Source organism: Nocardioides hankookensis, from assembly GCF_042658885.1.
Taxonomy (GTDB): domain Bacteria; phylum Actinomycetota; class Actinomycetes; order Propionibacteriales; family Nocardioidaceae; genus Nocardioides; species Nocardioides hankookensis.
Window position 1 is genome coordinate 847,771 of sequence record NZ_JBHSRJ010000009.1, and the last position, 18,976, is coordinate 866,746.

Below are 18,976 nucleotides of genomic sequence, written 5' to 3' on the forward strand. Positions count from 1 at the left end.
ACGCTGGTGCTGTGACGACGGCACCTGCGCTTGCACGCGAACGGACGGTCCCCGGCTGGGCCCGCGCCCTTCTGGAGCTGCTGCTGATCCTCGCGCTCTGGGTCTTCTACAGCCTGGCCCGACTGCTGGCCAACACCAGCATGCAGCCGGCTCTCGACCGGGCCAACGACCTGCTGCACATCGAGGACCTCCTCGGGATCAGCTGGGAGGTCCCGCTCAACCAGCTCTTCACCGACCACCGCGTGGTCGGCCTCATCGGCAGCTACTGGTACGCGTCGCTGCACTACGTCGTCACCGCGGCCGTGCTGATCTGGCTCTGGCGCCTGGGCGCCGACCGCTACGGGCCGGCCCGGCGTGCGCTGGTGATCGGCACGCTGCTCGGCCTGGCGGCGTACCTGATGATGCCGACGGCGCCGCCGCGCTTCATCAGCGGGTACGTCGACGTGCTCAGCCTGCACGCGGCCGACGGCTGGTGGGGCGGCGACGCCTCGGCACCGCGCGGGCTCGGCGGGCTGACCAACGAGCTGGCGGCGTTCCCCTCCCTGCATGCCGGCTGGTCGCTGTGGGTGGCGCTGGCGCTGCAGGTCTACGCGACCCGCAAGTGGGTGCGCGTGCTGGGCTGGGCGTACGCCGTCGGCACCGCGATCGTCATCGTCGGCACCGGCAACCACTGGGTGATCGACGCCCTGGTCGGCTGGCTGGTCATCCTGGTCGGCTGGGCGGCCGCCCGCGCGATCGGCCGGATCCCGCTGCCGTCGCTGTGGCCGGCACGACTCAGACGAACGTCGGATGAACTCTCGGCGCTCGCGCCCGCGTCACGTGAGGAGCCGCCGGTCGTTGGGTAGGTCGTGACCATGCCGATCACCCCAGACCGCCTCTCGCTGCGCCGACGCACCGTGCTCGCGTCCGGCACCGTGGGTGCCGCCGGTGCTGCCGCCGTCAGCACCACCGACGCCGAGGCGGCCCCCGCGCGCCCCGGCCACCGCCGCTTCCGGCACGGGGTCGCCTCGGGCGACCCGCTCCCCCGCGCCGTGCTGATCTGGACCCGGGTCACCCCGACCCCGGCCAGCACCCCCGGATCCGGCAAGGGCCCGCGGGTCAAGGTCACCTGGGAGGTCGCCACCGACCGCCGCTTCCGCCACGTCGTACGCCGCGGGACGTTCGCCACCGGCCCGAGCCGCGACCACACGGTCAAGGTCGACGTGACCGGGCTCGACCCGGCGACCTGGTACCACTACCGCTTCCACCTGGCCGGCCAGACCAGCCGGGTCGGCCGCACCCGTACGGCGCCGGCGCCCGAGGCCACTCCCCGGCACCTGCGGTTCGGCGTCGTCTCGTGCGCCAACCTCCAGGCGGGGTGGTTCAGCGCCTACCGCGGGCTGGCCGACCGCGACGACCTGCACGCCGTCATCCACCTCGGCGACTACCTCTACGAGTACGGCCCCGGCCAGTACGGCTACGGGTCCGACGACCGCGACATCCGCTCCCACGTGCCCGCGCACGAGATGGTCTCGCTGCCCGACTACCGCCAGCGGCACGCGCAGTACAAGCAGGACCCCGACCTCCAGGACCTGCACGCGAAGTACCCCTGGATCATCACCTGGGACGACCACGAGGTCGCCAACGACCAGTGGAAGGACGGGGCCGAGAACCACAACCCCGACCTCGGCGAGGGCGACTACCACCGCCGCCGTGCTCGTGCGCACCGTGCGTACGACGAGTGGATGCCGGTGCGCCTCGACGGCACCGCCCGGCTCGGCGACGGCGACCGGCTCTTCCGGCGGTTCCGCTTCGGCACGCTCGCAGAGCTGAGCATGCTCGACCTGCGCAGCTACCGCGACGGCCAGCTGGAGGTGCCCGGCCCCGAGGTCGACGCCGCCGACCGCACCATCACCGGTCGCCAGCAGATGGACTGGCTCAAGGCCGGGCTCAAGCGCACCGGCGCCCAGTGGAAGATCGTGGGCAACCCGGTGATGATCGCCCCGGTCGAGTTCGGCTCCGTGCCGCACGACCTGATCGACCCGGTCAACGACGTGACCGGCCTGCTCCCCCGCGACGGCGTCGCCTACAACCTCGACCAGTGGGACGGCTACACCCACGACCGGCGCGAGGTCTTCGAGCACATCCGCGACCACCAGGTCACCGACGCGCTCTTCATCACCGGCGACATCCACTCCGGCTGGGCGTGCGAGCTTCCCTACGACGCCGCGTCGTACCCCGTGGGCGACACGGCCGGCGTCGAGTTCGTCTGCTCGTCGGTGACCTCCAGCAACCTCAAGGACATCACCGGTACGCCGCCACGCACGACGAGCGTCGTGGTCGAGCAGGCGATCAAGGCCAACAACCGGCACGTCAAGTACCTCGACTTCGACAGCCACGGGTTCTCGGTGCTCGACATCACCGCGACCCGCGCGCAGATGGACTGGTACGTCATCGGCGACCGCGCCGACCGGAGGACGCCGATCATCTGGTCGACGTCGTACGCCACCAAGACCGGCACGGGCCGCATCGAGCAGGTGACGACGCCCCTATGAGCCTCGAGCGCCGCACCTTCCTCAAGGCCGGGGCCGCCGGCCTGGTCTTCTCGAGCCTGCCCGGTGCCGCGGCGTACGCCGCCCGGCCGCGCAAGCGCGCCTACGTGCTGGTCATCGACGGCTGCCGCCCCGACGAGCTCGACAGCGGCCTGACCCCGAGGCTCGCCGCGCTGCGCGACGCGGGGCTGCGGTTCCCGCGCGCCTCGTCGATGCCGGTGATGGAGACGATCCCCAACCACGTGATGATGATGACCGGGCTCCGGCCGGACCGCACCGGCGTGCCGGCCAACTCGATCTATGACCGGGCCGCGAAGACCGTGCGCGACATGGACCGGCCCACCGACATCAAGAGCGACACCCTGATCGAGCGACTCAACCGGCACGGTGCGACGACCGGCACGGTGCTCTCGAAGGAGTACCTGTACGGCGTCTTCGGCGGACGCGCCACGCACCGCTGGGAGCCCGAGCCGACGCTGCCGATCACCGAGCACGCCCCCGACGTCTTCACGATGAGGGCCGCGCTGGCGATGCTCGAGGACCTCGACCCGAACCTGATGTTCGTCAACCTCGGCGACATCGACCGCTTCGGGCACGCCGACGTCTCCGGCACCTCGCTCCGGCTCACCCGCCGCCTCGCGCTCGCCGACACCGACCGGCAGGTCGGCATGTTCGTCGATGCCCTGCACGAGCAGGAGAAGTGGGACGACTCGGTGCTGGTCGTGCTGGCCGACCACTCGATGGACTGGTCGACGCCCGACAAGGTGATCAGCCTGACGGCTCCGCTCGCCGCGGACCCGCTGCTCGCCGGCCGGGTCGAGATCGCCGACAACGGTGGCGCCGACCTCCTCTACTGGACCGGGCCGCGCTCCCAGCACGAGCAGGCCGTGCGCCGGATGCGGGCGATCGCCCGGGCCCAGGAGGGCGTGCTCGCGGCGTACGACCGGCGCGCCACGGGGCTGCGCCTCGGCCCGGAGGCCGGCGACGTCGTCGCCTTCTGCAAGGCCGGCTGGCGCTTCAGCGACCCGGACCCCGCGACCTCGAACCCGATCCCCGGCAACCACGGCCATCCCGCGACGCGGGCGATCCCGTTCTTCATCTCCGGCGGCCACCCCGTCGTACGCCGCCGTGCCGACACGCGGGTGGCCCGCACCGTCGACGTCGCACCCACCGTGGCGGGCTTCTTCGGCGTCGGCGGCCCCCGCCGCGGCTACGACGGCCGCGACCTCCTGCGGAGGTAGCAACCTCGGCGCGCCGTGGTTGGGCGATTCTTGCCCCGGTCAGGGACAGTAGGGGGGTGCGAACTCCTCTCGGTCGACTGACCATGCCCACGACCGGCCTGCTGGTGGCTGTCCTGGCCCTCGGGGCCGTGGCCGCCCCCGGGTACGCCGACGGCACGGACCCCGACCCCGCCGACACGTCCACGGCGACCGGCACGACGACCGGCACCACGGGCGACGCCGCCGACGCCGCCGTCGACGCGCTCGACGACGTGGAGGAGCTGCTCGAGCCGGCCTCGTCCGACGAGGGGTCCGACGAGCGCTCGACGGAGTCCGTCGTCCCCGAGAGGACCACCGACGACGGCCGCGACCTGACCCTCGCGATGCGCGACCTCCGGCTGCGCCAGAACGACCTCCCGCGCAGCGAGCGAGCCCGCGCGGCCGCCCTGCTCAACCGGCCACCCGGCTCGGAGGGCTGGGCCGCCGAGGTGTGGCGCGACTACGGGACGGTGCGCGTGCACTGGGACAACGGCACGGTCAACCCGGACTACATCGACCAGGTCGGTGCGGTCGCGACCCACGTCCTCGGCACCTACCAGGCGGCCGGCTACCGGGCGCCGGAGCCGGACGGCACCAAGGGCGGCGACGCCAAGCTCGACGTCTACATCAGCGACCTCGGCGACGGCCTCTACGGCTACTGCAACACCGACCACGCACCGCCGGCCAAGGGGCCCTACGACACCCCGGCGTACTGCTCGTTCAGCAGCGACTACTCCTGGGCGGGCGGCCAGACGCCGCTCGACAACCTCAAGGTGACCGCCGCGCACGAGCTCTTCCACGCCACCCAGTTCGCCTACGACTACGAGGAGGACGCGTGGTTCCTCGAGGCGACCGCGACGTGGGCGGAGGACGAGGTCTACGACAACATCAACGACAACCGTCAGTACCTCTCCGAGAGCCCGATGCGCCAGCCGCGCAAGCCCCTGGACCAGTTCCTCAACTGCTACTCGTGCGCGCCGCGTCAGTACGGCGAGTGGATCTTCTTCCGCTACCTCACCGAGCGGTTCCCCCAGTCGCAGGGTGGCCTGCCGGTGATCATGCGCCGGCTGATGCAGCGGATCGACGCGTCGCGCGGCGGCCCGGACAACTACTCGATCCAGGCCGTGGCCCGCGAGCTCGCCTCGCGCAAGACCGACCTGCGCCACGTCTACGCCCAGTTCGGTGACGCCAACCGGCGGCCCGCGCGCACCTACGAGGAGGGCAGCGCCTACCGCGCCGCCGGCGCGGCGAAGACGTGGGCCTTGACCCCGCGCAAGCACAACAGCGGCGTGCAGAAGGTGCTCGTCGACCACCTCTCGACCGCGACCGTCCAGGCGAAGCCCAGCCGCTCGCTGCACGGCAAGCGGCTGCGCATCGACCTCAACCTGCCAGCTCCGACCACCGGCGCGGGCGCGGTGGTCACGCGCTACGACAGGAAGGGCCGGACGAAGTCGACCTTCGTGCGGCTCTCGAAGGCCGGCAACGCACGCGTCACGGTCCCGTTCGACGGTCGCAGCACCATCCGGGTCGACGTGACCCTGTCCAACGCGGGGATCGCCTACCACTGCTGGACCGCTCAGCGCGACGACCCGGTGCTGTACTCATGCAGCGGACGGTCCAAGGACAACAACGCGCCGATGAGCTACCGGCTCTCAACGGTCGGCTGACAACCGCTTCAACGCCTGTCGTACGACGGCGGGGTCGGTCGTCGTCCACATCGGCGGCAGGCTCGCCTTCAGGAACGAGCCGTACCTCGCGGTCGCGAGCCGCGGGTCGAGCACCGCGACGACCCCGCGGTCGGTGTGCGTGCGGATCAGCCGCCCAGCGCCCTGGGCCAGGAGCAGCGCGGCATGGGTGGCGGCCACCTGCATGAACCCGTTGCCGCCGGCCTGGTCGGCGGCCTTCTGGCGCGCGCTCAGGAGCGGGTCGTCCGGGCGCGGGAACGGGATCCGGTCGATCAGGACCAGCTGGCAGGTGTCACCCGGGACGTCGAGCCCCTGCCAGAGGCTGAGGGTGCCGAAGAGGCAGGTGTGCGGGTCGCCGACGAACTGCGCCGCCAGCTCGGGCAGCTGGGCGTCGCCCTGCGCGAGCGTCGTCAGGTGGGGCAGCCGCTCCCGGACCACCTCGGCCGCGGCCTCGGCCGCCCGCCGTGACGAGAAGAGCCCGAGGGTGCGTCCCTCCGCGGCGTCGACGAGCTCGACGATCTCGTCGAGCATCGCCGTGCTCATGCCGTCGCGACCGGGCGGCGGCAGGTGGCGCGCGACGTACAGGATGCCCTGGCGGCCGTAGTCGAACGGGCTCCCGACGTCGAGCCCGCGCCACGGCATCGCGTCGCCGGTGCGCTCTGCCGGGCCGTCGACCCGCTCCGAGGGCTTGAGCCCGACGCTGGTCGCTACCGAGGAGAAGTCACCGCCGAGCATGAGGGTCGCCGACGTGAAGACGACGGTCTTGTCGGCCAGCAGCTTGTCGCGCATCGGGCCCCACACCTGGAGCGGGGCGACGCAGAGGCGCGGCGGCATCCGCTCGGTGCCCTCCGACATCCAGAGCACGTCGCTCTCCAGGTCGGCGGCCATCCGCTCGGCCGTCGCGAAGACCTCCTGCACCGCACCCTTGGCCTGGGTGAGCCCGGCGTCGGCGTCGTCGCCGCCCGTGTTCTTCGGGTACGCCGACACGCACGCGCGGGCCGCGTCGCGCACCAGCACCAGCGCGTCGGAGAGCTGCTCGGGGATCCGGTCGAAGCGGCCGGGGCTGGCGTCGGAGATGGCGTCGCGCAGCGCGTCGGCGGCGTCGGCGAGGTCGTCGGCCTGGTCGCCCTCCACGTGGCGCTGGCTGCGACGGGCGGCGCGCTCGACCTCGGCCGCCCACAGCTCGTCGGTGGCCGCCTGGGTCACCCGGGTCGTCAGCTCGTGGGCCTCGTCGATCACGACGACGTCGTACTCCGGGATCATCGGCACGCCCTCGATCGCGTCGATCGCGAGCAGGGAGTGGTTGGTGACGACGAGGTGCGAGCGGTGCGCCTTCTCCCGGGCCAGCTCGGCGAAGCACTCCTGGCCGAAGGGGCACTTGGCCGCGCCCAGGCACTCGCGGTGGTTGACGCTGACCTGGCGCCACTCCCGGTCGGTGTGCCGGGGCGCGCGGTCGCGCTCGCCGCTGCCCTTGCCCTCGACCTCGGCCTCCGCCCAGGTGCGCAGCTCGAGCACCTTCTTGCCGAGCGAGCCCTCGGGCAGCACCACGTCGAGGGCGCCCTGGTCGTCGGGCACACCCTCGCGGATGCGGTGCAGGCACGCGTAGTTGGAGCGCCCCTTGAGCACGGCGTACGACGTGTCGACCCCACTGTCCTTCACGGCGTCGACCAGCCGCGGGAGGTCGCGCTCGACCAGCTGGTGCTGGAGCGCCAGGGTCGCGGTCGCGACCACGACCCGGTCACCGTGGAGCAGGCTCGGGACCAGGTAGGCCAGCGACTTGCCGGTGCCGGTGCCGGCCTGGACGAGCAGGTGCTGCTCGCTCTCCATCGCCTCGGTGACGGCCTCGGCCATCTGCACCTGGCCGGCCCGCTCCTGCCCGCCGAGTGCCGTCACGGCAGTCGCCAGCAGCTCAGTCACGGTGGGTTTCTCAGGCACTGGAGAACCCTAGCCGCGGCGTACGACGGGCGTGTGTCGCCATCCCCAGGGTGGTGGTTTCGAGGCTCGGCCTAGCGGCCCTCGCAGCTCAACCACCGTGTCGGTGGTTGAGGTGCGAGCGCAGCGAGCCTCGAAACCACCTGGTCCCTCAGTACTCCAGGTGGTCGAGGTAGAGGTGGCCGACGGCGGCGGTGGTGAGGGGGGTGACGTCGGGGGTGTCGTTCTCGACGATGTACTCCTCGACCGTGTGACTCCGGAAGATCCGGGGGAAGTCGACGACCCCCGTGCCCAGGTCGCACATGTCCCCCGTGGTGGCGTCGCGGTCCTTCACGTGGAACTGCCGGACCGTCTGCGGCGCCTCCCGGATCACGTCGATCGCGAACCGGTCGGGGTCGGCGGCACCGGTGTTCACGCCACCGGTGTAGGCCCAGTAGAGGTCGACCTCGAGGTGCACCAGCTTGCGGTCCAGCCGCGAGGTCAGCACCTCCCACGGGGTCAGCCCGCCGCCGAGGTCGATCGTGAACTCGTGGGCGTGGTTGTGGTAGCCGTACCGCAGCCCGTACCTCTTCGCGACCGCAGCCTCCGCGTTCATCTGGTCGGCCCACTGCTGCCAGTCCGAGAGCGACGTCGAGTTCAGGTAGGGCACGTTGACGTACTTCTGGCCCAGGATCAGTGCGTTCTCGAGCTTGGTGCGCAGCGCGGCCGAGTCTGCACTGATGCCGTCGTGGCTCGACGACGCCCGGATGCCGAGGTCGTTCAGCTGGGCACGCATCGCGCTCGCCGTACGCCCGTAGAGGCCCGCCAGCTCGACCTTCTCGTAGCCGTACTGTGCGAGCCGGGTCAGCACCAGGTCCACGCCCTCGGGCGTGCTCATCGCCGCGCGCAGCGTGTAGAGCTGGATGCTGATCTCGTCGTGCGGCACCGAACGTCGGCGGCCGGACGACCCGCCGTGACGACCCCCGTGCGCCACGGCGGGCGCCGCCGTGGCGAGTACGGCGGCACCGGCGACACCGGCCGCCGCTCCACGGAACAACGTGCGGCGACTGGCGCCCTTGCGGTCCAGCGAGTCGCGCAGCGCGCCCTCGCCGTCAAAGCCGAAACACATGAGGTGGTTCCTTTCCCGAGATGGACATGTGTGCGGTGCGGTGGTGCTGTGGTTTCGAGGCTCGGGCCTAGCGGCCCTCGCACCTCAACCACCGATCGGTGCTACTCCTTCGTGGAGAACGCCGCGTCGAACGCGGCCTCCGGGGCGTCGAAGGCGAGCCGGCGGACGAACTCCAGCGCCTCCGGGGCGCCGACGAGCCGGTCCATGCCGGCGTCCTCCCACTCGACGGAGATCGGCCCGTCGTACCCGATCGTGTTGAGCATCCGGAAGCACTGCTCCCACGGGACGTCGCCGTGGCCGGTGGACACGAAGTCCCAGCCGCGGCGCGGGTCGGCCCAGGGCAGGTGCGAGCCCATCCGGCCGTTGCGGCCGTTGCCCGTCTGGCGCTTCGCGTCCTTGCAGTCGACGTGGTAGATCCGGTCCTTGAAGTCCCACAGGAATCCGGCCGGGTCGAGGTCCTGCCACACGAAGTGCGACGGGTCCCAGTTGAGGCCGAACGCCTCCCGGTGACCGATCGCCTCCATCGTCGCCACCGTCGTCCAGTAGTCGTAGGCGATCTCGGACGGGTGCACCTCGTGGGCGAACCGGACGCCGCACTCGTCGAAGACGTCGAGGATCGGGTTCCAGCGGTCGGCGAAGTCGCGGTAGCCCGCGGCCACCATCTCCTCGGTCGCCGGCGGGAACATCGCGACGTACTTCCAGATCGCGGAGCCGGTGAAGCCGACGACCGTCTTCACGCCGAGCTTCTGCGCGAGGCGGGCCGTCATCTTCATCTCCTCGGCCGCGCGCTGCCGGACGCCCTCGGGGTCGCCGTCGCCCCAGACCTTCGCCGACAGGATCGCCTCGTGACGGCCGTCGATCGGGTCGTCGCAGACGGCCTGGCCCTTGAGGTGGTTGGAGATCGCGTAGACGCTCAGGCCGTGCCTCTCCAGCAGGTCGAGCTTGCCCTGGACGTAGGCGTCGTCGTCGGCCTGCCAGGGGTCGAGGTGGTCGCCCCAGCAGGCGATCTCGAGCCCGTCGTACCCCCAGCCGGAGGCGAGCTTCGCGACCTCCTCGAAGGGCAGGTCGGCCCACTGGCCGGTGAAGAGCGTGATCGGTCGAGGCATGTCAGAACCTTTCGGAGGTCGGGTCAGCGGACACCGAGCAGGTGCTCCATGGCGAGCTGGTCGAGGGCTTCCATCGCGACGCTGCGGGCGCGCAGCGCGTCGAGGTCGTAGGTGGCGTTGCGTACGTCGTCGAGCGACTCCCCCGGGGCGACCGTGGGCTGCTCGAGCTCCATGACCCCCGCCGCCTCGAGCGCCACCGCGACGTCGGGGTCGGCGCGGAAGGCCTGCACCTTCTCGCGCAGGATCAGGTAGTTGCGCATGCAGGCGCGGGCCGACTCCCAGACCCCGTCGATCGCCTCGGCCCGTGGCGGCTTGTAGTCGAAGTGCACGTAGCCGTCGTAGCGACGGTCGGTGCCGGCGCCGAGCATGGCGTCGACGGTCCAGAACGCGCCGCGCAGGCTGCCCGCACCGAACCGCAGGTCCTGGTCGAAGCGGGGACCGTGCTGACCGTTGAGGTCGATGTGGAAGAGCTTGTCGTGCCACAGCGCCTGGCTGATGCCGTGCGCGAAGTTGAGCCCGGCCATCTCCTCGTGCCCGACCTCCGGGTTGAGGCCGACCATCTCCGGGTGCTCGAGCTCGGAGATCAGCGCGATCGCGTGCCCGATCGTCGGCAGCAGGATGTCGCCGCGCGGCTCGTTGGGCTTGGGCTCGAGCGCGAAGCGCAGGTCGTAGCCCTGCTCCCGCACGTAGCCGCAGGCGATGTCGAGCGCGTCGCGGAAGCGGTCCATCGCGGCCGGCACGTTCTTGCTCGCGCCGTGCTCGGCGCCCTCACGGCCACCCCACATCACGAACGTCTTCGCGCCGAGCGAGGCCGCGAGGTCGATGTTGCGCAGCACCTTGGCCAGCGCGTAGCGGCGCACCTCCCGGTTGTTGGCCGTGATCGCGCCCTCCTTGAAGACCGGGTCGGAGAACGTGTTGGTCGTGACCATCTCCACGACCAGCCCGGTGTCCGCCAGCGCCTTCTGGAAGCGGTCGAGCGTGTCCTGCCGGGTCGCCTCGTCGGGCAGCAGGTCGTCGTCGTGGAAGGTGACGGCCGCGGCGCCGAGCTCGGCGAGCTTGTACGTCGCCTCGACCGGGTCGAGCAGGTCGCGCGAGGCCGGACCGAAGACGTCGGTGCCCTGCCAGCCGACCGTCCAGAGTCCGAACGAGAACTTGTCCTCGGGGGCGGGGGTGAAGCGGTCGGTCACTGGATCTCCTGCCAGGTGCGGGTGAGGGAGCTGGTCTCGACCGCGTCCAGCACCCGCTGGACGTTGAGGCCGTCGGCGAAGGACGGGCTCGGGTCGGTGCCGTCGGCGATCGCGGTGACGAGGTCGACGACCTGGTGGGTGAAGCCGTGCTCGTAGCCGAGCCCGTGACCGGGCGGCCACCAGGCCGCGACGTACGGGTGCGTGGCCTCGGTGGCGATGATCCGCCGGAAGCCGGCGACGTCGGCGTCCTCGCGGGCGTCGAAGTACTCGAGCACGTTCATGTCCTCGAAGTCGAAGGCGAGGCTGCCGAGCGAGCCGTTGACCTCGATCCGGATCGCGTTCTTGCGACCGGTCGCGAAGCGGGTCGCCTCGAAGACGCCCATCGCGCCACCGGCGAAGGTGGCCAGGAACGACGCGGCGTCGTCGACCGTGACCGGCCCGCGCTCGGTGGTCGTGCCACCGCTCCCGAGGCTGCCCGAGGTGTCGCCCGCGGCGTACGGCCGCTCCTTGACGAAGGTCTCGAGGCGGCCGGTGAGCTCGGTGATGCGGCTGCCGGTGATGAACTGCGTCAGGTCGACGACGTGCGCGCCGATGTCACCCAGCGCGCCGGAGCCGGCCTTCTCCTTGTCGAGCCGCCACGACAGCGGGGCCTCGGGGTCGGCGATCCAGTCCTGGAGGTACTGGGCGCGGACGTGCCGGACCTCGCCGATCCGGCCCTCGTCGACGAGCCGACGGGCCAGCCCGATCGCGGGCACCCGACGGTAGGTGAACCCGACCATCGCGCGCACCCCATGAGAGCGAGCCTGGTCGGCGGCAGCGGTCATCGCCTCGGCCTCGGCCACGGTGTTGGCCAGCGGCTTCTCGCAGAGCACGTGCTTGCCGGCCTCGAGGGCGGCGATGGCGATCTCTGCGTGCGTGTCGCCCGGCGTGCAGATGTCGACGACGTCGATGTCGTCGCGCGCGATCACGGCACGCCAGTCCGTCGAGCTCTCGGCCCAGCCCAGACGGGCAGCGGCCTCGGCGGCGCGGTCGGCGTCGCGGCCGACCACCACGGTCATCTCGGGGTGCAGGGGCAGCGCGAAGAAGTGGGGCGCGGTGCGCCAGGCCTGCGAGTGGGCGTTGCCCATGAACGCGTGGCCGATCATGGCGACGCGCAGGGACGAGCTCTGGTCGGTCATGCGGACTCCCGGGTGGAGGGTGCCCACCCCCGGGCCCTGACGGAGAGGGGGCCCGGGGGTGAGCAGGTGTCGGTCAGGACTCGAAGGCGGAGTCGATGTACTGGTCGACGTTGTCCGCGGTCACGACCGGCGCGTAGAGCTGGACCTTGCGCGGCACCTCGACCTCGACCAGGTCCGACATCGCCTTGCCCTGGACCAGCAGGCGGGCGAGCTTGATGCCGTCGGCGGCCTGCGTCGACGGGTAGATGACCGTCGCCTTGAGGACGCTGTCGCCGGACTGGATGTCCCGCATCGCGTTGGCCGAGCCGGCGCCGCCGATCATCTCGAACTCGTCGCGGTCGGCGTTCTTGATCGCCGCCAGCACGCCGACGCCCTGGTCGTCGTCGTGGTTCCAGAGGTAGTCGATCTTCGGGGCGGCCTGGAGCAGGTTCGTCGCGGCCTCCTCGCCACCCTCGACCGTGAAGTCGGCGGCGACCCGGTTGTCGACGTCCAGGCCGCACTCGGCCAGCGCGTCCTTGAAGCCCTGGCTGCGGTCCTGGGTCAGCGGCAGCGAGTCGATGCCGGCGATCTCGGCGACGACGGCGTCCTTGTTGCCGTCCGCCTCCTCGCAGACCCAGGCGCCGGCGGAGACGCCCATGCCGTAGTTGTCACCGAGGACGGTGACGCGGGCCGCGTTCGGGTCGTCGAACTCGCGGTCGACGTTGATCACCGGGATGCCCTTGGACATCGCCTCGAGCGCGATCGGCGTCATGGCCGCACCGTCGAAGGGCAGCAGCACGATCGCGTCGACACCGTCGTTGATGAACGTCTCGATCTGGCTGATCTGGACGTTGACGTCGTTGGTGCCCTCGGCGACCTTGAGCTCGACGTCGTCGTACTTGGCCGCCTCCTTCTTGGCGGACTCGGTGATCGAGCCCATCCAGCCGTGGTCGGCCGCGGGTGCGGAGAAGCCGATGACGACCTTGTCGCCGGCCTCGTCGTTGGACCCGGCGGCGGCGACGGTGGTGGCGTCGGCGCTCGTGTCGTCGTCGCCGCTGGAGTCGTTGCTGGTGCAGGCGGCGAGCGACAGGACCGCAAGCCCGGCGACCAGGCCGGTGGCGAGCCCCTTCCGGGACTTCAGGGTGGTGGACCGCAGGGACATGGTGATGCTCCTTGAGTGGTGCGGAGGTGTGGTGCGGATGTGGAGGTGGTGCGGTGGTGGGTGGTGCTAGGTATTGCTCCGAGACGCCAACCGCTGCTGCAGGAGCACGGCGGCGACGATGATGGCTCCCTTGAAGAGCGACTGCTCGGAGAAGGAGCGGTTGTTGAGGATGAAGATGTTCGTGATCGTCGTGAAGATCAGGACGCCCAGGACAGTGCCGACGATCGTGCCGCGGCCACCCGTCAGCAGCGTGCCGCCGATGACGACCGCCGCGATCGCGTCGAGCTCGAGCAGGTTGCCGTGCGTGGAGCTGCCGGTCGTGGTCTTGGCGACGAGCATCAGCGCTGCGATGCCGCAGCAGACGCCGATCAGCACGTAGAGGTAGACGGTGTGCCGCTTCACGTTGATGCCGGCCAGCCGGGCCGCCTCGGGGTTGCCACCGACCGCGACGGTACGGCGACCGAACGTCGTGCGGTTGAGCAGGATCCAGCCCGCGACCGAGACCAGCGCGAAGAGCCAGATCTGGACGTCGATGCCGAGGACGTCCCGGTCGAAGAAGTCGTCGAAGCCCGGGACGTTGACGATCTGCGTCTTCTTGTCGCTGATGATCTCGGCGAGGCCGCGCGCGCTGGCGAGCATGGCCAGCGTCATGATGAACGGCACGATCCCGCCGTACGCGATCAAGAGGCCGTTGACGAGACCGCAACCCGCTCCGACCAGCAGCGCGACGACGACCATCCAGAGCCAGTGGGTGTCCTGGGCGAGCTCCTGGGTGGCGACGGTGGTGCACCAGACCGACGACAGCGCGACGATCGCGCCGACGGAGAGGTCGATGCCGCCGCCGATGATCACGAACGTCATCCCGATGCTCACGACGCCGACCACCGCGGCCAGCCTCAGGATCGTCAGGGCGTTGTCCCAGTCGGTGAACCGGCTCCCGGCCGTGATCGCGCCGACGATGCAGATCAGCAGCAGTGCGACGACCAGCCCCGCGTTGCGGCCCACGCTGGTGCGCAGCACGGCGAGGACCTTGTTGGGCTCGCGTGCGGTCTCGAGGGCCGCCATCTCCACCCGGGCACTGTCTTGGCTCATGCCGAGACCCTTTCTTCCATGACCAGGTCGAGGACCCGGGACTCGTCGATCTGGCTGGCATCGGACTCGTGCACGACCTCGCCCTCGCGGACGACGAGCACCCGGTCGGCGAGACCGAGCACCTCCTCGATCTCGCTGGACACGACCACGACGGCGACGCCGCGGTCGGCCAGCGACCGGATGAGCTGGTAGATCTCGCTGCGGGCACCGACGTCGACACCGCGGGTGGGCTCGTCGAGCAGCAGCACCCGGCAGTCGCGCAGCAGCCAGCGGGCCAGCACGACCTTCTGCTGGTTGCCGCCGGATAGCGTTCGGACCGCTCGGGTCACCCCGTCCGGGCGTACGTCGAGGCTGGCGGTCAGCTCCGCGGCGCGGCGTCGCTCCTCGCCCCGGTTGAGGAAGCCGAGCCGGGCAAAACGGCTCATGGACGAGACGGTGATGTTCTTGAAGACGGCTTCGTCGAGCAGGAGGCCCTGGCTCTTGCGCTCCTCCGGGCACAGGCCCATGCCGGCGCGGACCGAGGACGTCACCGACCCACGCCGGAGCCGCTTGCCGTCGACGCTGACCGACCCGGTCGAGGCGCGGCGGGCGCCGTACAGCGTCTCGACGATCTCGGAGCGCCCGGCGCCCACGAGCCCGGCGAGCCCGATGATCTCGCCGGCGTGCACGGTGAGGTCGACTCCCGTGAACACGCCGGCGAGGCGGAGGTCCCGCACCTCCAGCACCGGCACGCGGCTCTCGCGCGGCATCTCGGTGCGGGGCGGGAAGACGTACTCGATCGACCGACCGGTCATCAGCCGGATCAGCTCGGCGGTCGGGGTGTCCGCGACGGCCAGGCCGGTCGAGACGGTGCGGCCATCCTTGAGGACGGTGATCCGGTCGCCGATCTCGCGGATCTCCTCCAGTCGGTGGGAGATGTAGACGACCGCGACGCCCTCCTCGGTGAGCCCGCGGATCACCCGGAAGAGGTTCTTGACCCCCTCCTGGTCGAGCACGGCGGACGGCTCGTCGAGCACGAGCAGGCGGGTCTGGTGAGAGAGGGCGCGCGCCATGCTGACGATCTGCTGCGACGCCGGTGGGAGCTCACCCACGATCCGGGTCGGCGAGATCTCGGGGTGCCCGAGCCGGGCCAGCAGGTCGCGCACCAGCTGATGGGCCTTGCTCCGGTGCGTGAACCCGGCCCGCGACACCTCGTGACCGAGGAAGACGTTCTCGGTGACGTCGAGGTGCGGCACCAGGTCGAGCTCCTGGTAGATCGTGGCCACGCCGTGCTCGATCGCCTTGGCGGGCGAGGAGAACGACGTCTCCGCGCCGTCCCAGGCGATGGTCCCCTCGTCCGGCTGGTGGAAGCCGGAGAGCACCTTGATCAGCGTCGACTTGCCGGCGCCGTTCTGGCCGAGCAGGCAGTGCACCTCGCCGGCGCGTACGTCGAGGTCGACACCGTCGAGCGCGCGGACGCCCGGGAACTCCTTGACGATCCCGGTCATCTGGAGCAGCGGCTGTGTCATCGGGCTCCTCCCACGAGCACGTCGGGGTGCGGCGGTGCGACGACGGTCGGGTCGTCGAAGACGGTCTCCAGGGCGACGGCCGCCCCGCCTCGCACCGCGGCGGTGAAGCCGAGGGTCGAGAACTCGACGCGGGTGCCGCCGGCCTGCGGCGCGAGCACGCCGGCGAGCAGGTGCTCCTCGATGGACGGCCGCAGGTGCTGGCCGATCTCGGCGAAGTAGCCGCTGAGCACGATCGCGGAGGGGTTGAGCGCGTTGGTGAGCATGGCCGCGCCGATGCCGATCCAGTTGCCGACCCGGTCCAGCGCGGCGATGGTGCGGGTGTCGCCGAGGTCGGCACGACGGTTGAGCTCGGCGAGCCGGTCGTCGAGCGAGAGAGCCGGGTCGCGCACCGGGTCGTCGGGGTCGGCAGCCGCGTCCAGGAGGGCGCGCAGGCCGCTCACGGTCTCCCAGCAGCCGATCCGCCCGCAGCCGCACCGACGGCCGCCCGGCTCGACGATCATGTGGCCGAACTCCCCGGCGTACCCCTGGTGCCCGCGCAGCAGCCGGCCGCCCGCGACGATCCCGCCGCCGACGCCGACCTCGCCGAAGATCACCAGGACGTCCTGGCGGTTGGGGTCGCCGGGCACGGCCTCGGCGATCGCGGCCAGGTTGCCCTCGTTCTCGATCGAGACCGGGTACGCCGCGCCGAGGCGAGCCCGCACCTCCGAGCCGACCGGGACGTCGCGCCAGCCCAGGTTGGGGCCGACCGTCAGCAGCTCGCGGGGGCGGTCGAGGAGGCCGGCGACCCCGACCGTGACGCCGACGACGAGGCCGCCCCGGGCGACGACCTCGGCCTCGGCGAGCCGGACCAGCTCGACGAGCCGGTCGAGCACCTCGTCGACGGCGAGCCGGTGGGCGTCGATCGCGAGCCGTTGCTCGGAGACGGCGTTGCCGGCGAGGTCGAGCGCGATGGCGGCGACGTGGTTGACGTTGATCTCGGCGCCGATGCCGCAGACGGCGGCGCCGTCCAGCTCGACGGAGGTGCCCGGGCGGCCCATGCCGCCGCGCTCGACGCCGGCCGCACGGACCAGGCCGAGGTCGGCGAGCTCCGCGACCAGCGCGGAGGCGGCCGAGCGGGTCAGGCCGAGCTCGGTCGCGAGCCGGGCCCGCGAGCGCGGACCGTGGTCGCGCAGCTGGCGCAGGACGAGGGAGAGCTTGGCGCTGCGCACCCGCGACCTCCCGACCCTCGACGAGCGTCGCAGTCCTTGTGACAGCGATCACTCATTTGTTGAGATGCCGCACAAAGTAGGGGGCGACGTCGGGTGGATGCAAGCGTTTCAGGCGAAAGAACTCAAAGTGCTGCACAAACTTTGCAAAGTAATCTGCGAAAGTCGGGACCAAGGTGACGCTCTACGGGGCGTAGACCGACGCGCTGATCATCCGGGCGGCGCCGACCACGCCACCCTCGTCGCCGAGCTCGCTGAGCACGATCGGCAGGTTGCCGGTGGCCAGCGGCAGGCTCCGCCGGTAGGTGACGCCGCGGATCTCGGCGAGCAGGGCGTGCCCGAGCCCGGTGACGCGGCCGCCGATGACGATCAGGCCCGGGTTGAAGAAGGACACCAGCCCGGCGAGCACCTGGCCGATGTGCCGACCGCTCTCGCGGATCAGCTGGACCGCCTGCGCGTCGCCCTGGGAGACCGCGATGCCGACGTCGGCGGCCGTGAGCTCGCCCTTCTCGGCGAGCAGGGTCGCGAGCGCCGGGGACCGGCCGCTCCGGGCCGCGGACACCGCGTCCCGGGCAAGGGCGGCGCCGCCGGAGAAGGCCTCGAGGCAGCCGGTGTTGCCGCACGCGCAGGTCGGCCCGAAGTCCTCGACGCGGATGTGGCCGATGTCGCCGGCGCAACCGTTGACGCCGCGGTAGAGCTCGCCGTCGATGACGATCCCGCAGCCGATGCCGGTGCCGATCTTCACGAAGAGGAAGTCCTGGGCACCCTTGGCGACCCCCGCGTGCTGCTCCCCCACGGCCAGCACGTTCACGTCGTTGTCGAGGACGACCGGGCAGCCGAGCTCGCGCGAGACCGCGTCGCGGACCGGGTAGCCGTCCCAGCCGGGCATGATCGGCGGCGACACCGAGACACCGCGGTTGAAGTCGACCGGTCCCGGTACGCCGATGCCGGCGCCCATCACCTGCTCGACGCCGACCTCGGCCATGACCTCGCGCACCAGCTTCAGGGCGGCTGCGAGGACCACCTCCGGACCCTGCCGGATGTCGCTCGCGCTCTCGCGGGTCGCCAGCACGCTGAGCCGACCGTCGGTGACGCCGACGGACATGCCCGTCGCCCCGATCGAGATGCCGACGAACCGGATGTCGGGCGACAGGTCGACCAGCGTCGAGCGACGACCACCACGTGAGGCCGCCGGGCCGGCCTCCTGGGCCAGCCCGAGCTCGGCGAGGCGCAAGACCTCGGCCGACACCGTCGTACGCGAGACCAGGAGCCGGTCGGCGAGCTGGGCCTTGGACAGCGGCCCCTCGTCGCGGAGCTGGGCGAGGATCCGGGCCTGCATCGCGTTCTCGGCACGGCCCGCGAGGGAATGACGCACGCCGGGAGTCTCCCACGGTTGTCCACAGGCGGCCGTCCGGTCCGTTTCGCCGCGACGCCGGTCGGGGAATGATCGGCGTCGTGAGCCGTACTCGGGCGGTCCTCACCGCCGCCGTCCTCCTGTCGGCACTCGCCCTCGGCGGGTGCACCGACGACGACCCCGAGCCCAAGTTCGGGCCGACCGAGTCGACGTCACCTGCTTCGCCGACGTCCCCGAGCACGAGTTCTGCGGCTGGAACGGTCGCGCCAACGCTGCCTTCGGCAGCGCAGGGTTCGACTGCGGCGTCGGCCGAGGCGTTCGTGAAGTTCTACTGGGAGGCTGTCAACTACGCCCAGTCGAGTGGAGATCTCAGGCTGCTTCGAGGACTGGGGAGTCCATCTTGCACCGCGTGCAACGCCGGGGTTTCGTACCTCGAACAGGTCTTTGATGCCGGAGGACATGTCGTCGGCGGGGTTGGAAGTCTCAGTGTGCAGAAGTCGAGCCTGGTGGAGGGCGACGGCCAATTGAGCGGGGTCGTGAAGTTCGTCCTGACCACCACGCCTCAGCGGGTCGACTTCGAGGGAACATCCAAGGACGAGAGCTATCCCGGAGGTACAAAGACAGTCAACGCTCTTGTGGAGCCTGCCGGCGGCAGTTGGATCATGACGAGTTGGGGCATCCAGCAGTGAT

The 18,976-nt window shown here is 71.2% G+C and carries 15 protein-coding genes; 5 read left to right on the forward strand and 10 right to left on the reverse strand.

Going from position 1 to position 18,976, the window contains the following annotated elements; translation table 11 throughout:
- Nucleotides 1-11: 11 nt before the first annotated feature.
- From ACFPYL_RS23740 to ACFPYL_RS23755, 4 genes are read left to right on the forward strand one after another with little or no spacing between them, the layout of a single operon-like run.
- Nucleotides 12-845 carry a phosphatase PAP2 family protein gene (locus ACFPYL_RS23740; protein ID WP_379160556.1) on the forward strand — a complete coding sequence of 278 codons (834 nt, stop codon included), beginning with the start codon at nucleotides 12-14 and terminating at the stop codon, nucleotides 843-845.
- Nucleotides 846-854: 9 nt separating this feature from the next.
- Complete coding sequence (locus ACFPYL_RS23745) at nucleotides 855-2,534, forward strand: alkaline phosphatase D family protein (RefSeq protein ID WP_379160559.1); 1,680 nt, start codon at nucleotides 855-857, stop codon at nucleotides 2,532-2,534.
- Nucleotides 2,531-3,772, forward strand: a complete 1,242-nt coding sequence (locus tag ACFPYL_RS23750; protein ID WP_379160562.1) for an alkaline phosphatase family protein — start codon at nucleotides 2,531-2,533, stop codon at nucleotides 3,770-3,772. Before ACFPYL_RS23745 ends, ACFPYL_RS23750 begins: the two co-directional genes overlap by 4 nt.
- A 56-nt stretch (nucleotides 3,773-3,828) precedes the next feature.
- Nucleotides 3,829-5,457 (forward strand): MXAN_6640 family putative metalloprotease, encoded by a 1,629-nt coding sequence (locus ACFPYL_RS23755; protein ID WP_379160565.1) that lies wholly within the window; start codon nucleotides 3,829-3,831, stop codon nucleotides 5,455-5,457.
- Here ACFPYL_RS23755 and ACFPYL_RS23760 read toward each other — a convergent pair.
- The 10 genes from ACFPYL_RS23760 to ACFPYL_RS23805 all read right to left on the reverse strand — a co-directional run bounded on the left by ACFPYL_RS23760 (nucleotide 5,443) and on the right by ACFPYL_RS23805 (nucleotide 18,307).
- Complete coding sequence (locus ACFPYL_RS23760; protein ID WP_379160567.1) at nucleotides 5,443-7,392, reverse strand: ATP-dependent DNA helicase; 1,950 nt, start codon at nucleotides 7,390-7,392, stop codon at nucleotides 5,443-5,445. The genes ACFPYL_RS23755 and ACFPYL_RS23760 overlap by 15 nt on opposite strands.
- Nucleotides 7,393-7,558: 166 nt before the next feature.
- Nucleotides 7,559-8,515 carry a sugar phosphate isomerase/epimerase family protein gene (locus ACFPYL_RS23765; protein WP_379160570.1) on the reverse strand — a complete coding sequence of 319 codons (957 nt, stop codon included), beginning with the start codon at nucleotides 8,513-8,515 and terminating at the stop codon, nucleotides 7,559-7,561.
- Nucleotides 8,516-8,616: 101 nt separating this feature from the next.
- The gene (locus tag ACFPYL_RS23770; RefSeq protein ID WP_379160572.1) at nucleotides 8,617-9,621 is read right to left on the reverse strand and encodes a sugar phosphate isomerase/epimerase family protein; all 1,005 of its coding nucleotides are present in this window, start codon (nucleotides 9,619-9,621) and stop codon (nucleotides 8,617-8,619) included.
- 23 nt (nucleotides 9,622-9,644) lie between these two features.
- A complete protein-coding gene (gene xylA, locus ACFPYL_RS23775) occupies nucleotides 9,645-10,808 on the reverse strand; it encodes a xylose isomerase (RefSeq protein ID WP_379160574.1) in 1,164 nt (387 codons plus the stop codon).
- Nucleotides 10,805-11,986: a Gfo/Idh/MocA family protein gene (locus ACFPYL_RS23780; protein ID WP_379160577.1), complete on the reverse strand. Its 1,182-nt coding sequence runs from the start codon at nucleotides 11,984-11,986 to the stop codon at nucleotides 10,805-10,807. Before ACFPYL_RS23780 ends, xylA begins: the two co-directional genes overlap by 4 nt.
- A 73-nt stretch (nucleotides 11,987-12,059) precedes the next feature.
- Nucleotides 12,060-13,127 carry a substrate-binding domain-containing protein gene (locus ACFPYL_RS23785; RefSeq protein ID WP_379160580.1) on the reverse strand — a complete coding sequence of 356 codons (1,068 nt, stop codon included), beginning with the start codon at nucleotides 13,125-13,127 and terminating at the stop codon, nucleotides 12,060-12,062.
- 66 nt (nucleotides 13,128-13,193) lie between these two features.
- The gene (locus ACFPYL_RS23790; RefSeq protein WP_379160583.1) at nucleotides 13,194-14,219 is read right to left on the reverse strand and encodes an ABC transporter permease; all 1,026 of its coding nucleotides are present in this window, start codon (nucleotides 14,217-14,219) and stop codon (nucleotides 13,194-13,196) included.
- Nucleotides 14,216-15,727: a sugar ABC transporter ATP-binding protein gene (locus tag ACFPYL_RS23795; RefSeq protein WP_379160586.1), complete on the reverse strand. Its 1,512-nt coding sequence runs from the start codon at nucleotides 15,725-15,727 to the stop codon at nucleotides 14,216-14,218. Before ACFPYL_RS23795 ends, ACFPYL_RS23790 begins: the two co-directional genes overlap by 4 nt.
- Entirely contained in the window at nucleotides 15,724-16,935 is a 1,212-nt protein-coding gene (locus tag ACFPYL_RS23800; protein ID WP_379160589.1) for an ROK family protein, read from the reverse strand. The genes ACFPYL_RS23795 and ACFPYL_RS23800 overlap by 4 nt, the downstream gene beginning before the upstream one ends.
- A 181-nt stretch (nucleotides 16,936-17,116) precedes the next feature.
- Nucleotides 17,117-18,307 (reverse strand): ROK family transcriptional regulator, encoded by a 1,191-nt coding sequence (locus ACFPYL_RS23805; protein WP_379160592.1) that lies wholly within the window; start codon nucleotides 18,305-18,307, stop codon nucleotides 17,117-17,119.
- An 80-nt stretch (nucleotides 18,308-18,387) separates the two neighbouring features.
- Between ACFPYL_RS23805 and ACFPYL_RS23810 the strand changes: the two genes are divergently transcribed.
- The gene (locus ACFPYL_RS23810; RefSeq protein ID WP_379160595.1) at nucleotides 18,388-18,975 is read left to right on the forward strand and encodes a DUF6318 family protein; all 588 of its coding nucleotides are present in this window, start codon (nucleotides 18,388-18,390) and stop codon (nucleotides 18,973-18,975) included.
- Nucleotide 18,976 lies beyond the last annotated feature (1 nt).